Origin of the sequence: Streptomyces sp. TRM49041 (assembly GCF_008271805.1) — a bacterium.
GTDB lineage: Bacteria > Actinomycetota > Actinomycetes > Streptomycetales > Streptomycetaceae > Streptomyces.
Genome location: NZ_VSRY01000167.1, coordinates 97,652 through 111,861 on the forward strand (window position 1 = coordinate 97,652; position 14,210 = coordinate 111,861).

At 72.5% G+C, this 14,210-nt stretch carries 13 protein-coding genes and 1 pseudogene; 12 read left to right on the forward strand and 2 right to left on the reverse strand.

The annotated features are described in order from the left end of the window. Nucleotides 1–419 precede the first annotated feature (419 nt). Nucleotides 420–653 carry a chaplin gene (locus FVS66_RS30410; RefSeq protein ID WP_149184464.1) on the forward strand — a complete coding sequence of 78 codons (234 nt, stop codon included), beginning with the start codon at nt 420–422 and terminating at the stop codon, nt 651–653. A 98-nt stretch (nt 654–751) separates the two neighbouring features. Here the strand turns inward: FVS66_RS30410 and FVS66_RS36635 are convergent, their stop codons facing one another. Further along, a complete protein-coding gene (locus tag FVS66_RS36635; RefSeq protein WP_316248230.1) occupies nt 752–3,442 on the reverse strand; it encodes an NAD(P)-binding domain-containing protein in 2,691 nt (896 codons plus the stop codon). A gap of 199 nt (nt 3,443–3,641) precedes the next feature. Here FVS66_RS36635 and FVS66_RS30425 point away from each other — a divergent pair. The 5 genes and pseudogenes from FVS66_RS30425 to FVS66_RS30445 form a co-directional block, all read left to right on the forward strand. Then, nucleotides 3,642–4,058, forward strand: a pseudogene (locus FVS66_RS30425) (glycosyl hydrolase family 26); the annotation flags it as partial. 230 nt (nt 4,059–4,288) lie between these two features. Then, the gene (locus FVS66_RS30430; RefSeq protein WP_149184465.1) at nt 4,289–4,528 is read left to right on the forward strand and encodes a chaplin; all 240 of its coding nucleotides are present in this window, start codon (nt 4,289–4,291) and stop codon (nt 4,526–4,528) included. 333 nt (nt 4,529–4,861) lie between these two features. Next, on the forward strand, nt 4,862–5,137 hold the full coding sequence (locus tag FVS66_RS30435) for a hypothetical protein (RefSeq protein WP_149184466.1): 276 nt from the start codon (nt 4,862–4,864) through the stop codon (nt 5,135–5,137). A gap of 589 nt (nt 5,138–5,726) precedes the next feature. Then, a complete protein-coding gene (locus FVS66_RS30440) occupies nt 5,727–6,230 on the forward strand; it encodes a DUF5949 family protein (RefSeq protein ID WP_149184467.1) in 504 nt (167 codons plus the stop codon). 25 nt (nt 6,231–6,255) lie between these two features. Beyond that, nucleotides 6,256–6,918, forward strand: a complete 663-nt coding sequence (locus FVS66_RS30445; RefSeq protein ID WP_149184468.1) for a vitamin K epoxide reductase family protein — start codon at nt 6,256–6,258, stop codon at nt 6,916–6,918. 77 nt (nt 6,919–6,995) lie between these two features. Here the strand turns inward: FVS66_RS30445 and FVS66_RS30450 are convergent, their stop codons facing one another. After that, a complete protein-coding gene (locus tag FVS66_RS30450; protein WP_149184469.1) occupies nt 6,996–7,643 on the reverse strand; it encodes a LysE family translocator in 648 nt (215 codons plus the stop codon). A gap of 119 nt (nt 7,644–7,762) precedes the next feature. On the opposite strand from FVS66_RS30450, the gene FVS66_RS30455 reads away from it, so the two are divergent. From FVS66_RS30455 to FVS66_RS30480, 6 genes are all read left to right on the forward strand, one after another. After that, complete coding sequence (locus tag FVS66_RS30455; protein WP_149184470.1) at nt 7,763–9,103, forward strand: PLP-dependent aminotransferase family protein; 1,341 nt, start codon at nt 7,763–7,765, stop codon at nt 9,101–9,103. A gap of 139 nt (nt 9,104–9,242) precedes the next feature. After that, on the forward strand, nt 9,243–10,304 hold the full coding sequence (locus tag FVS66_RS30460; RefSeq protein ID WP_262387293.1) for a lytic transglycosylase domain-containing protein: 1,062 nt from the start codon (nt 9,243–9,245) through the stop codon (nt 10,302–10,304). 94 nt (nt 10,305–10,398) lie between these two features. After that, complete coding sequence (locus FVS66_RS30465; protein ID WP_149184471.1) at nt 10,399–11,526, forward strand: sigma-70 family RNA polymerase sigma factor; 1,128 nt, start codon at nt 10,399–10,401, stop codon at nt 11,524–11,526. A gap of 86 nt (nt 11,527–11,612) precedes the next feature. Further along, the gene (locus FVS66_RS30470) at nt 11,613–12,617 is read left to right on the forward strand and encodes an ABC transporter ATP-binding protein (RefSeq protein ID WP_222946995.1); all 1,005 of its coding nucleotides are present in this window, start codon (nt 11,613–11,615) and stop codon (nt 12,615–12,617) included. Next, nucleotides 12,614–13,384, forward strand: coding sequence for an ABC transporter permease (locus FVS66_RS30475; protein WP_149184472.1), 771 nt, complete (start codon nt 12,614–12,616; stop codon nt 13,382–13,384). The genes FVS66_RS30470 and FVS66_RS30475 overlap by 4 nt, the downstream gene beginning before the upstream one ends. Before the next feature lies 1 nt (nt 13,385). Then, nucleotides 13,386–14,210 carry an ABC transporter permease gene (locus tag FVS66_RS30480; protein ID WP_149184473.1) on the forward strand — a complete coding sequence of 275 codons (825 nt, stop codon included), beginning with the start codon at nt 13,386–13,388 and terminating at the stop codon, nt 14,208–14,210.

Genomic DNA, 14,210 nt, shown 5'->3' on the forward strand with positions numbered 1-14,210 from the left:
CCTCGTTCCGCAGACCCGAGACCGGCAGGCGGCAGCGGCCACCCCCACGTCTCACCGGGGCGCCGAGGCGGCACCGCTCTTCTCGCGCCTCGCCCGGGAGTGGAGAGCCCAGGGCCGGGTCGTCCCGGGAGCGCGGGACCAGGAGTGGGAAGTCCTCGTGCGACGCCCGGTGTGGCCCGGACGCTGAGCCTCCGTCACCCGTTCGCGCGCGATGCGCCCGAGTGGCTCCGGCCGCCTTTCTCTACTCCCGTGACGCGTCGGCCCGTTGGCGTTCGAGTGAATCCAATACGGCGACAGTTCCGCTGGTGCCTTTTCGGTTGATTAATTCGTTGTGGTATTTGCGGCGGCAGCCGGGCCTCACCGGCTCGTGGGTCACGAAATCCGTGGCAAGACTTCCGCTGCGGAAAGGAAGCCGAGAAATGAAGTGCAAGAAGGCCGCAGTGGCCGTTGCCGGTCTGTTCCTGGCCATGGGCGCCGCCGCTCCGGCGGTCGCCGACGCCGGAGCGGAGGGCCTGGCCGGCAGCTCCCCAGGCGTTCTGTCCGGGAACGTCGTCCAGCTGCCGATCCACATGCCGCTCAACGCGTGCGGCACCAGCCTGAACATCGTCGCGCTGCTGAACCCGGCGATGGGCAACGCCTGCGTCAACGGCTGACGCAGCGGTATCCGACACACCGCGGAAGCCGGTCCCGGAGGACGCTCCGGGACCGGCTTCCCGCCGTTCCCGGCGCGGGTCGGCCGCTCAGGCGACGCTCAGGCGACGGGCCGTACGCCGTCGTCCGCCGGGCGGGACCGCGTCCCCGGCACCGCCGCCGGCAGCCTCGGCGACCGCAGCCGCCGCTCGACGCCCCGCACGAGCCGCTCGGCCGTGTAGGCGGCGCCGTACACGAACCGCATGGCCGGGCCGTACGACGGGGCGGTGAGCAGGCCGGCCAGGAACAGCCCGGGCTGGGACGACTCGAACTGCCCGCTCACCTCGGGGGCACCGCTCCCGCCGACCGTGTGCAGTTCCTCGCGCAGTTCCCCGGCCAGCACGTCCACCCGGTCCAGGCGCGGAGCGAAGCCGGTCGCCGCGATGAGGTGGTCGGTCTCCACGTCGGTCGTCAGCCCCTCGGGCCCGGACGGCCCGGCGAGGGTGAGCCGCAGCCGGGTGCCGCCCCGGCCGGCCGGTTCGGCGGCGACGACGGTCTTGCCGAGCCGTACGTCCGGCACGGCCTCGAACCGGTGCCGCAGCCACCAGGCGCCCGCCGGCCCCAGGGCGGTGGTGAAGAGCCGCTCGCGGGTCGTGGCGGGCAGCCGCCGGAAGACGCCCGGCGTACGGGCGTACAGCAGGTTCTGCCAGCCGCAGCCCAGGCCGGTGTGCGGGGCTCGGGCGGCCTCCCAGCGGCCGCGGTGCAGCGACGGGGGCACGGTGTTCCAGACGAGCCGGGTGGAGCGGGCCACCATGCGCGCGTGGGCACCGAGCTCGGTGAGGAGCACCGCGGTCTCCAGGGCCGCCTGGCCCGCGCCGACGACGGTCACGTCCTGGCCCGCGAACCGGCCCAGGTCGGTGTGGTGGCTGCTGTGCGTCACCTGGTGCGGCATCAGCGGGCGCAGCCCGGCGGGTGCGTCCAGGAACGGCATCACGCCCAGCGCGAGCGCCACCGTCCGCGCGCCGTGCACCTCGCCGTCCTCCGTCGTGACCGTGTAGCCGCCGTCCCCGCGCGCGTGGACGGCCACGACGGTGCGCGGGTCGACGGGCGGGACGGCCTGGCGGGCGAACCAGTCGCCGTACTCGGCGAAGAACCCGATCGGCAGCGGTACGCCGTGCTCGGCCCGCACCCCGCGCGTGGCGGCGTAGGCGGCGAGGCCGTACGCGCCCGCGGGGTCCGACAGGTCCGAGGCCCACGGCTCCGACTTCAGGAACATGCCGGGCGGCATGAGATGCCAGGGCCGCATGACCTGGCCGAAGACGCGGATGTCCAGGCCACGGGCGGCCGCGTGGGCGGCGACGGACAGTCCGTACGGGCCGGCGCCCACGATCACGAGATCGTCGTCGTGCATCGAACCCACCACTTTCGTCATCGTCGGGGGGAGGGAGGGGGCAGGGACGGGAGAGGGCGAGGAGGGGGAGGAGGGGGAGGAGGGGGAGGAGGCAGCGGAGGAGGCGGAGGAGGCGGGGGCAGGGCCTCGGGCGGTCTCCGTGCTTACGGCCGGCTGCGCCGGGTTCCTGGCGCGGTTCCGCGCCCGCCACGCGTCGCGGAGCGCCTCGCGGGCGCGCCGGGCGAGGTGAGCCGTCCACGCGCGTGCCATGGCGAACGCCGGGGCCGGGTCGTCCGCCGCGTACCAGGCCGTCTCCAGGGCGCCGCCCGGGGCGTAGGCGCGCGGGCGGGGCCGGGGCGAGGTGAGGACGGACAGGGCGGCGTAGTTCTCGACGACGAACCGGCGCCCGTACGAGCGGACCAGGTCGGGCACCGGACGCCCGGTCAGGTCCAGGTGCAGGGCGCGTACGACGTCCAGGCCCCACGGGTCGGAGAACAACCGGAACTGCGCGCCGGGGCGGGGGTTGAAGTCCAGCAGGTGGTACGTGCCGGTCACCGGGTCGCGCCGGAAGTCGAGGTCCACGATGCCCCGGTAGCCGAGCGCGGCCACCAGATCGCGGGCCATGCGCTCGACGGCCGGGTTCGGCGCCCACGCCCCGACGGCCGTCAGGCCCGCGCCGTCCGGCCAGGAGCGGGCCTTCCGGCCGGTGGCCGCGACCCCGCACGCCCCGGCGCTGTCGCAGTACGCGTGGAAGAACCAGTCGCCGTCGCGGCTGCCGGGCAAATACCGCTGGAGCAGCAGCGGGCTGCCCGCCTCCGCCTCGCGCGCGTGGAGGTCGCGCACCTGCTCCACGGAGTGGGCCAGGACGGTGCTGCGCAGCCCGCTGCCCGCGGGGATCAGCCAGGGGCGGCTCCACTTGGCGACGACGGGCAGCCCGAGGGCCATGGCCATGGCTCCGGCCTCGCCGGCGTCGGCGGGGGCCAGGGTCTGCGGGTGCGGGATGCCCAGGCGGTGGCAGGTCGCGGCGAGCGCGGCCTTGTCGGCGACCAGACCGGGGAGCCCTGACGGCTGCTCAGGCAGCAGGAAGCGGCCCGCCGGGCCGCCGGGCTCCCGACGTAGTCCGTCCAGCGCGAGGGCCGTGACGTCGTCCAGGGCGAGCAGGACGGCCGGGGAGCCCGAAAGAGCATCGGAGACCTGCGCGAGCGTGCGTCGCATGTCCGTCAGGGCCGTGCTCGCCGGGCGGGGATGACACCGGCGTACGTAACGGGAGCGGGACACGGGACCGGCCGGGGTGTCGGCCACGACGTGGACCGGGACGCCCACCCGGCCCAGGGAGCGGGCCGCGCCGAGCGTGCCGTGGTGGAACGGATCGCGGTCGAACCGCATGAGCACGGCGGCGACGCGGGTGTCGAAGGGCGGCACGGCATGTCCTCGTCTCAATGCCCCGACTGGGCGATGAAATCCTCTGATGGCCTATGGAGAAGCCGGACCGAGTTCCCGGTCGGCCCATTGGGAATACTCATGGAGATGACCGTCCGGAAGGGAACGACGACGAACGTCTGATTCGGGGTGTTCACCGGCGGTCTGCTGATTTCCGGTTCCGTGGTGTCGGCCGGCCCGGGGGACCACGTGGCTCCGCTGCGGGCCGGACCCGGACGCGTGGAGGAGGTACTGGAACCGCATCGTCACCGCCATGCGTGAGGTGCCCGGCCAGGAGTTCCGGTTCGACTTCGCGCCCAATCGCGGCCGGGACGCCATTCCCTGGACCAAGGGTTGTCCGGGCGACGTCGTGGACATCGTGGGGATGGATTCCTACGACCAGCCGCCGGGCCGGACATTCGACGAGCAGGCGAACGAACCGTACGGACTGCGGCATCATGTGGAATTCGCCGCGGCCCTCGGGAAGCCTATCTCCTGTCCCGAGCGGGGGCTGTTCCGAAACGGCGACAATCCCGAGTGCATGCGGCGGGTGCTCCAATGCATCGGTGAGGACAAGCCGCTGCACCACTCGTTCAGCGATTACTGCCCGCACGGAGTCTGCAGTGCGACAGGAATACGAAGCCCGTGCGGGCCCATGGGCGTGAGCCCGTGGATGAAGCAGTGGCTCGGCGCCCAGCCGGAGCTCCGTCACGGGTGAGGTGCTCGGCGAACCGGTCGGTGAGGTGCGTTCACCCGTTCAGTAGAGCAACCGGCGAAAGCCTCACGCGTTGTTGATGGAGTCGGCCGCGTCGGCCGCAACGCTCGTTCCGAACCGAGGAGTGCTCCACCATGTCCCGTATCGCGAAGGCTGTCGTCCTGACCTCCGCCGCAGCCGTGTCCATGGCCGGTGCCGCCGGCGTCGCGAACGCCGACGTCGACGCGCACGGCGCGACCATGAGCTCGCCCGGCGTCATCTCCGGCAACGCCGCCCAGGCCCCGATCCACATCCCGGTCGGCCTGTGCGGCAACACTGCCGATGTCATCGGGGCCCTGAACCCGGCTTTCGGCAACGCCTGCATCAACGACTGACGCCGGAAGACGATCCACGCGAACGGCGCCGCCCCCCGGGACACCGGGGGCGGCGCCGTTCCGTGTGCGGCCACCCCTTGGCGGCGCACGGTGGTGTCACCAGTCCGACGTATCACCGGAAGGAAGACCACGAATGCTTCTTTCACACTGGTACGAGAATATGACCGCCACACATCATTCGGGTGCAGTGTCGAGAATTCCCACGACATGGAGTTTCCGCCGCGCGGGGGACTCGTTACAGAAGCAGAGAGCGCCGCCCAGGGACCGGACAAATAAGCGGTCCACGGCGCGAGTTGTTACGCACGACGCCCTTCCAGGAAGGATTCACTCCCGATGAAGCCCACGAAGGTTGCTGCGGTCGTCGCCGGCTCCGTCATGGCGATGGGCGCGGCCGCACCGGCCTTTGCCGCTGACACTCTTACCCCCGCCAGCCTCAACGGGGCGGTGGACACGCTGGGCAAGCGCGGCCTGGCCGAGGCGGTCCCCGCGGAAGCCGTGAGCAAGGTGACCGACAACAACCTGGTCGGCAAGGTCTCGGACACCACCGGCGGGCTGGACGCCACGGAGAGGACCGCGCCGCTGCTGGGTGGACTCCCGGTCGGCAGGTAACACAAGGAACGGACGGCCGGGAGGGGGCCGGGGGGAATGGAGACGTTCCCGCCCGTCCCCTTCGTCGCGCGCTGCGACCAGGCGAATTCCGAGCCTTTCTCGGCGGTGCTCGTTCATTCAGACAGCAACGTGCTCACCAGTCCAGGTCCGGGAAGGTGCACGTAGAAATGAACGTGAGGTCACAGGCCGGCCTCCCCGGACTCCTGAACCACCCGCGCCGCGTGGGGGTGAAGGAAGCATTCGCCCCGCCACCCGTATGACAACCGCTCGTTACACCCGACGGCTTGTCGCATGGTCACCGGCCTGCGGAACCCGCCGGGCACCGACGCACCCAGCGTCGTCGCCCCGGGCTCCGCGGGCCATTCCCGTGCCCGGCTTCCCCGGGTGGCCCGAGTCGCCGCTTCGCCCCCTGCGGAGTGGCGGGCGGTGGACTCCCTCCCGGGGTTCAGAGCGACCTTAAGCCGGAAACCGTTCCGGAACGCGAAGCCGAATCCCGTACCCGTCAAGGTGAATCGAGCCGAACGAGTTTCGGCCGAACAGGTGAAAACACACCGAACCGTCCTCATTCGCGCCACTAGTATCCGGCGGCATGACCTCTTCCCCCGCCGTATCCCCGGACCAGCAGCGTTCCCTTCTGGGAACGCTGACCGTCATTCCCTGGTGCAGCGAGCCCACCGCCGACGACCCCGGTGACCCGCTGCTGATGGTGTACTCGCTCGGCGACGGCCGCGACGGCCCGGAGGCCGGTGAGGAGGCGATGCGGGCACAGCTGGAGCGGCTTGGCATGTCGATCGGCGAACGCCTCACCGACCTGGGCAAGGACAGCGGCGTCCCGGTGACTCTGCTGGTGGAGGCTCAACAGGCCGTTCTGACGCTGCCGTTCATGAAGGTGCAGTGCCCGGTGCCGCCGGAGTGGGAGAAGGCGGCCCACATGAAGGGCCAGGTCTATCTGATCTTCGCGGTCCGCCCCTGGCCCGAGGCCGTGCCCGGCAAGGAGGTGCCGGCGGAGAAACTGCGCGCCTTCGTCACCGGTGAGGGGCTCCTGGAGGGCAGCGCCCACTGCCTGGCGCCCGTGCTGCGGGTGCGTACCTGACACACCGGGAGAATCGGTGAGAACCATGACGACGACACACGACACATACACATCCACGGGCCCGGCACCCGGCACCTCCGCCCCCGCCGACGACGCACCGGACACCGGTGGCGGTACGGGGGCGGGCCGGGCGTTCGCCTGGATGCTGGTGCTGACCGGCGCGGCGGGGCTGCTCGCGGCGTGGGTCATCACCCTGGACAAGTTCAAGCTCCTGGAGGACCCGGACTTCACGCCCGGGTGCAGTCTCAACCCGGTCGTGTCGTGCGGCAGCGTCATGGAGAGCGATCAGGCGTCGGTCTTCGGCTTCCCCAACCCGATGCTCGGCCTGGTCGCCTACGGCATGGTGATCGCGATCGGCGCCGGCCTGCTGGCAGGGGCGCGCCACCGCCGCTGGTACTGGCTGGGCCTCAACGCCGGGACGCTGTTCGGGGTCGGGTTCTGCACCTGGCTGATGCAGCAGTCCCTGTACGAGATCAACGCCCTGTGCCTGTGGTGCTGCCTCGCGTGGGTCGCGACGATCGTCATGTTCTGGTACGTGACCTCGCACAACATCCGTCAGGGCGTCCAGCCCGCCCCGGCGGGCGTGCGCCGTTTCCTGGCCGAGTTCACCTGGGTGCTGCCCGTCGTGCACATCGGGATCGTCGGGATGCTGATCCTGACCCGCTGGTGGGACTTCTGGACCAGCTGACGCCCCACCTCCACCCCCACCTCCACCCACCTCCGCCCCCACCCCGACGCCGCGCGCCCGCGTCGGGGTGGGGGCGCTCAGTGCGCGGCCCTGGGCGCGGACGTGTCGGCGGCGAGGCTGACGGCGAGCGCGCCCAGCACGGCGCCCATCGCGTAGCGCTGGGCGCGCAGCCAGGCCGGACGGCGGGCGAGGAACACCGCGACGGCCCCGGCGGCGAGGACGATGGCCAGGTTCACACCGACGCTGACGACCACCTGGACGGAGCCGAGCAGCAGCCCCTGGGCGAGGACGTGGCCGTCGTCGATGTCCACGAACTGGGGGATGAGGGACAGGTACATGATGGCGATCTTGGGGTTGAGCAGGCTTGTCATCAGCCCCATCGTGAACAGCCTGCGCGGCGAGTCGTACGGGACGTCCTGCGGCGTGAAGACGGACACCCCGCCCGGCCGGAGCGCGCTCCAGGCGAGCCACGCGAGATACGCCGCGCCCGCGAGCTTCACCGCCAGGTAGAGCTGCGGCACGGCGACGAACAGCACCGAGAGGCCGAGGTTGGTGGCGACGAGGTACACCAGGAAGCCGACGGCGACGCCGCCGAGCGAGATGACCCCGGCGCGGCGGCCCTGGGTGAGTGAGCGCGAGACGAGATAGATCATGTTGGGCCCCGGTGTGAGCACCATGCCGAGCGCGATGACGAGAACCCCCAGCAGGGCACTGCCCTCCACCATGCCGTTCCCTCTCCCCCAGTCACTGAAGACCCTGGAGTCGGAGCATATTGACATCGCTTGACTCGGAGCAATAGAAACATTGCACTCGGTGCAATCAAACGGGTCTGGGGGCAAGGCTGTTGAGCGACTATCAACAGGTGGCGAACGCCGTGGCGGCGGAGATCGCGGCGGGGCGGCTGAGACCCGGCGACCGGCTGCCGCCGCAGCGGCGGTTCGCCCGCCAGTACGGCATCGCCGGTTCCACGGCGGCCCGTGTCTACCGGGAGCTGGCCCGGCGCGGCCTGACGGTCGGCGAGGTGGGACGCGGCACGTTCGTACGGGCCACCGAAGGGCGGGGCGGGGCGCCCGCGCTGAGCGACCCGCCGGACCAGCGGATCAACCTGGAGCTCAACTACCCGGTGGTACCCGAGCAGGCCCGGCTCCTCGCCCAGGGCATGGGCGGCCTGCTCCGCACCGACGTCCTCGACGCGGCGCTGCGCCCGGTGGGCGCGGCCGGCACGCCGGAGGCCCGCGCTGCCGCCGCCGCGCTGCTGGCCCGCGCGGACTGGCGGCCCCGCCCGGACCAGGTGCTGTGCACGGGCAACGGTCGGCAGGCGATCTCGGCCGCCGTCGCCGCGCTGGTCCCGCCGGGCGGCCGCCTGGGGGCGGAGGAGTTCACGTACCCGGTGCTGAAGTCGATCGCGGGCCGCCTGGGCGTCACGGTCGTCCCGCTGGCCATGGACGAGCACGGCGTACGCCCGGAGTCCCTGGCGGACACCCACCGCCGCGCCCCGCTGCACGCCGTCTACGTACAGCCGACCCTGCACAACCCGCTCTCCCTCACCATGCCGCCCGCACGCCGCGCCGAACTCGCCGCGACACTGCGCCGACTGGACGTCCCGGCGATCGAGGACACCGTCTGGGCGTTCCTGTACGACGACACGGCGCCGCTCGCCGCGTCGGCGCCCGAGCGGACGGTCGTCGTGGACAGTCTGTCCAAGCGGCTCGCGCCCGGCCTGACCGCCGGGTTCGCGGTGGTGCCCGAGGCGCTCGCGGCGCGCGTGGAGGCGGCCATCCGGTCGGGTGGCTGGGCGCCGTCCCGGTTCGCGCTGGAGGCCGCGACCCGCTGGCACGCGGACGGCACGGTCCAGGCACTCGTCCACGCCAAGCGGCAGGAGGCGGAGCGCCGCCAGGCCCTCGCCCGCGACCGCCTCTCCGGCTTCACCCTGCGCACCGACCCGCGCTCGTGCTTCTGCTGGTGGGACCTGCCGCCCGCCTGGCGCGCCGACCTGTTCGTCGCCGCCGCGTCCCGGCACGGCATCGCGGTGACCCCGGCGTCCGCGTTCACCGCCGACCCGCACCGTGCCCCCAGCGCCGTCCGCCTCGGCCTGGCGTCGCCCCCGCTCGACACCCTCTCCCACGCCCTCACCACCCTCGCGGCGCTGGCCCGTTCGGCGCCGGACGACCTGGTTCTCGCCTGACGGGCCGTCGAGACCGAAACGAGACCGGATCCGTGTGACGGACGGGCGGGTCCCCCGCGTAGAGCCGGTGACGGACTGGTGCGTGATCGGATGGGGAGGGGCCGTGGTGGGGCGGTTCAGGGGGCGGATGCGCAGGGGCATGACCGGGACGGCGGCCGCGGCGGCGGCCATGGCGGCACTGACCGCGTCCCAGGCGCCGGTGGTGGCGGACCCGGTGACGCCCGCCGGGCGGGAGGCGGCCGCACCGGCGTCGCCGGCCGGGACGCCGGGCGACGCGTACTACCACACGGCGCTGCCCCCGCTGGTGGTCGGTGGTACCCCGCCCGTGCGGGACGCGCGGGCCGGGCGCGGCGGCGACGGGGCCGTGGGCGTGGGCGGCGGGACGATCCCGGCCGCCGTGCTGGCCGCGTACCGGAATGCCGAGGACCGGCAGCGGGAGAGCGCCCCCGGGTGCCGGCTGCGCTGGCAGCTGCTCGCCGCGATCGGCCAGGTCGAATCGGCGCAGGCGCGCGGCGGGCGGGTGGACGCGCGGGGTACGACGTTCGCGCCGATCGTGGGGCCGCGCCTGGACGGGCGGGGCTTCGCGCTGATCCGGGACACCGACCGCGGCGCCTACGACGGGGACGCCGTGTACGACCGGGCGGTCGGGCCGATGCAGTTCATCCCGTCCACGTGGGCGGCGTGGGGCGCCGACGGCAACGGCGACGGCGTCGCCGATCCGCACAACGTCCACGACGCGGCGCTGGCCGCCGGGCGGTATCTGTGCGCGGGCGGCCGCGACCTGGCCGTACCCGGCGACCTCGACCGGGCGGTCCTCGCGTACAACCGGTCGGTGGCCTATCTGCGGCTCGTCAGGTCCTGGTACGGCTACTTCCTCGACGGGCGCTGGACCGTGGACACCCGGGCGGTGGACGCGGCCGGCGGGTCGGTGGAGGGCCGGGCGGCCTCGCCGTCACCCGCGCCGTCGCCGTCCGGTCGTCCGCCCTCGTCCTCGCCGTCCGGTTCGGCCTCACCGTCGCCGTCGCCGTCGCCGTCGGGCGCGGCGCCGGAGCCCCGGCCCACCCGTACGAGCGCCCCTACCGCGACCACGCCGGCCCCCGGGCCGGTGGTTTCCCCGCTGGTCACAGCGCCCGGGCCCGTCGTGCCGCCGCAGGACGGCGGTCTGCTCACGGGGACGGGAGGACTCACCGGCAACGGTTAGGACTCACCTGCGCCCCTCCTCTCCACAACCGACCGTACTCAGGGGTAACGTCGCGGCCTGCCCTGCTGTCGGTGGTGAGCGCGAAGGGGCCCTCATGACGACGACTGAGACGCCTTCCCCGTCCGCGGACGGACCGGGTGACCAGGCTGCCCACACGCGGTGGCACCACATGTGGAGCCACCGGGAGCACCTGCTCAAAGTGGCGCGCCGTCGTTCCATGAGCGCCGAGGACGCCGAGGACGCCGTGCACGAGGCGATGCTGCGCGCCGCCGAGAACCCGCACCTCGACGACGCGCGGCTGGGCGCCTGGCTGACCACCGTCACCATGCGGATCTGCGTCGACCGGCACCGTCAGGTCCACCGCGAGGCCGAGGTCCGTACGCTGCCCAAGCTCACCGCGCCGGGCCCTGTGCCGGTCGACGAGGTCGTCTGCGACCGGGCCGAGGCGACCTGGATCGCGTACCGGAGCCGGGAGCTGCCCGCGCGGCAGGCGGAGGCCCTCCGGCTGAAGGCCCAGGACCGGGATGTCGAGCAGGTCGCCCGGGAGATGGGGCTCAGCTACGAGGCGGTCGAGTCCCTGCTGGCCCGGGCCCGGCGTACGCTCCGCAACTCGCTCGCCGGCACATTGGGGCTCGCTCTCTGGCTGGTCGGGCGCGGCGGACGCGCGTCGTCGCAGGCCGGCGGGAATGTCCAGGCCGCCGCCATGGCGTCGGCTGCGGCGCTGGCCGTCGTCGGGCTCGCCCTCCCCTTCTCGTACGACCCGCACGCCCCGCACGACCCGGACCGGGCCCGGCCGCCGCGGCCCGCCGCCTCGGCCGGCGACGGTGCCGCGGACACCGTCGGGTACGAGGTGCCGACGCCGCCGTCCGTCGGGCCTGCCCGGTACGCCGACGGGGGCGCTCCTCCGGTTCCGGCCCCGGCCGTGTCGCCGCAGGCCCTCCCGTCCCTGATCCCGCCGCTTCCGGAGGTGCTGCCGGAGGTGGCGCTGCCCGGGGAACTGACGCGGACTGCGGTGCCGGAGATGCCGCTGCCCCGCGTACCGCTGCCGGAGGCGTCTCTGCCGGGGGCTTCGCTCCCGGGGGCGCCCCTGCCCGATGACGTGCCACTGCCGCAGCCGGAGCTCCCGGCGGCGGAGCTCCCGGAGCCCCTGCCCGACGGGCCCGCGCCGCGGGTGTTCCAGGACCCGCTGGTCCCCTCGCCCGCGCCCGTTCCGGCGTCGTAAAAAAATCTTGGTATTTCCGGCGACGGACGCCCCTCCCCTCCCCGTAGAGCAGATGTCGAGCTGCTCCCCGCTGAAGGGTGAACCGGATGGGTGTCGAGATCTGCGTGGAAGGGTTGACGAAATCCTTCGGCCACCAGGTCATCTGGCAGGACGTGTCACTGACCCTGCCCGCCGGGGAGGTGTCCGTCCTGCTCGGCCCCTCGGGCACGGGAAAGTCGGTGTTCCTGAAGACCCTCGTCGGGCTGCTCAAGCCCGACCGGGGCGCGATCAGGATCGCCGGGCAGGACGTCACCCGGCTCCGTGAGCACGAGCTGTACGAGGTACGGAAACTGTTCGGCGTGCTGTTCCAGGACGGCGCGCTGTTCGGGTCGATGAACCTGTACGACAACATCGCCTTCCCGCTGCGCGAGCACACGCGCAGGCCGGAGAGCGAGATACGGCGGATCGTCCTCGAGAAGATGGACATGGTCGGCCTGATCGGTGCCGAGGAGAAGCTGCCCGGCGAGATCTCGGGCGGCATGCGCAAACGCGCCGGACTGGCGCGGGCGCTGGTCCTCGACCCGGAGATCATCCTGTTCGACGAGCCCGACTCGGGGCTCGATCCGGTCCGCGTGGCGTATCTGAACCAGCTGATCGTGGACCTGAACGCGCAGATCGACGCGACGTTCCTGATCGTCACACACGACATCGCCTCCGCCCGGCAGGTCCCGGACAACATCGGGCTGCTGTTCCGGCGGGAGCTGGTGATGTTCGGGCCCCGCGAGGAGTTGCTGACCAGCGACGAGCCGGTGGTGCGGCAGTTCCTGAACGGCCGGATGCAGGGGCCGATCGGCATGGCGGAGGAGAAGGACGCCGCGCAGGTCGAGCAGGAGCTGGCGCAGCTGGACGCGGGCGACCACCGCGGGCCGCGGGGCGGCAAGGGCGCGTCGGGCGAGGGGATGACGCCGCGTCTCCTCCCGAGCCCCGCGGTCCCCCGGTCGGCGCGGTGGGAGGCGATCGCCGCACGCGAGACAGCGCCGCACAGCGGCCCCGGATCCGCGGGTGGCGGGTCCGCCGCCGCGCCCGGCCGCCAGGAGGTGAAGAACGCGTGAGCATCTCCCCGACCGGCGGTCTGCGCCAGTCCGGCGCGCTCTTCGCGATGGCGCTGGACGTGGTCCGTACGCTCCCCCGGCGGCCTTTCCAGGTGAGGGAGTTCATCCAGCAGGCATGGTTCATCGCAGGCGTGACGATCCTCCCGACCGCCCTGGTCTCCATCCCCTTCGGCGCGGTCATCGCGCTCCAGATCGGCGGGCTCACCCGGCAGCTCGGCGCCGAGTCGTTCGCGGGCGCCGCCTCCGTGCTCGCCGTGCTCCGCGAGGCGTCGCCCATCGTGACGGCGCTGCTCATCGCGGGAGCCGGCGGCACCGCGATCTGCGCGGACCTCGGGGCGCGCAAGATCCGAGAGGAGATCGACGCCCTCCAGGTCCTGGGCATCGACCCGATCCACCGGCTCGTCGTGCCACGCGTGCTGGCGACCATGCTCGTGGCGGTCCTCCTCAACGGCCTCGTCTCCGTCGTCGGCGTCGCCGGCGGCTATGTGTTCAACGTCGTCCTCCAGAACGGCACCCCAGGCGCCTACCTGGCGTCCTTCACGCATCTCGCCCAGCTCTCCGACCTGTGGGCGGCCGAGCTGAAGGCGCTGGTCTTCGGGGCGATCGCGGCGATCGTCGCCTCGTACAAGGGGCTGACCGCCAAGGGCGGGCCCAAGGGCGTGGGCGACGCGGTGAACCAGTCCGTCGTCATCACCTTCATGTTGCTGTTCGTCACGAACTTCGTGATGACCGCCGTCTACTTCCAGCTCGTTCCGCAGAAGGGTTGACGTGGCTCTCAACAACCCGCTCGCCCGCACCGGTCGCGCCCTGGAGGAGCTGGGCGTCCAGCTCGTCTTCTACGGGCGCTCGCTCGCCTGGACCGGCCGCACGCTGCGCCGCTACAAGAAGGAGGTGCTGCGGCTCCTCGCCGAGGTCAGCTTCGGACGCGGCGCGCTCGCCGTCGTCGGCGGCACCGTCGGCGTCATCGCGTTCCTCTCCTTCTTCACCGGCACCGAAGTCGGCCTCCAGGGGTACGCCGGGCTCAACCAGCTCGGCACGTCCAACTTCGTGGCGTTCCTGTCCGCGTACTTCAACACCCGCGAGATCGCCCCGCTCGTCGCCGGGCTGGCGCTCTCCGCGACCGTGGGTGCCGGGTTCACCGCACAGCTCGGGGCGATGCGGATCAGCGAGGAGACGGACGCCCTCGAAGTCATGGGCGTCCCGTCGCTGCCCTTCCTCGTCACCACCCGCATGATCGCCGGATTCGTCGCGGTGATCCCGCTGTACGTGGTGGGGCTGCTCTCCTCGTACTTCGCCGCCCGGACCATCACCACCGGCTACTACGGTCAGTCCACGGGCACGTACGACCACTACTTCCAGCAGTACCTGCCACCCGTCGACGTGCTGTGGTCCTTCGGCAAGGTGATCGTCTTCGCCGTCGTGATCATCCTGGTCCACTGCTACTACGGCTACTACGCGAGCGGCGGCCCGGCCGGCGTCGGCGTGGCCGTCGGACGCGGCGTGCGGACGTCCATCGTGGCCGTCAACATCCTCGACTTCTTCCTGAGCCTCGCCATCTGGGGCGCCCACACGACCGTACGAATAGCGGGGTAG

Coding starts and splice junctions, on each gene's coding strand:
- FVS66_RS30430 (WP_149184465.1), top strand. CDS start 4,289: ATGTCCCGTATCGCGAAGGCTGTCGTCCTGACCTCCGCCGCAGCCGTG.
- FVS66_RS30450 (WP_149184469.1), bottom strand. CDS start 7,643: ATGGTGGAGGGCAGTGCCCTGCTGGGGGTTCTCGTCATCGCGCTCGGC.
- FVS66_RS30465 (WP_149184471.1), top strand. CDS start 10,399: ATGACGACGACTGAGACGCCTTCCCCGTCCGCGGACGGACCGGGTGAC.
- FVS66_RS30470 (WP_222946995.1), top strand. CDS start 11,613: ATGGGTGTCGAGATCTGCGTGGAAGGGTTGACGAAATCCTTCGGCCAC.
- FVS66_RS30440 (WP_149184467.1), top strand. CDS start 5,727: ATGACCTCTTCCCCCGCCGTATCCCCGGACCAGCAGCGTTCCCTTCTG.
- FVS66_RS30460 (WP_262387293.1), top strand. CDS start 9,243: ATGACCGGGACGGCGGCCGCGGCGGCGGCCATGGCGGCACTGACCGCG.
- FVS66_RS30410 (WP_149184464.1), top strand. CDS start 420: ATGAAGTGCAAGAAGGCCGCAGTGGCCGTTGCCGGTCTGTTCCTGGCC.
- FVS66_RS30435 (WP_149184466.1), top strand. CDS start 4,862: ATGAAGCCCACGAAGGTTGCTGCGGTCGTCGCCGGCTCCGTCATGGCG.
- FVS66_RS30445 (WP_149184468.1), top strand. CDS start 6,256: ATGACGACGACACACGACACATACACATCCACGGGCCCGGCACCCGGC.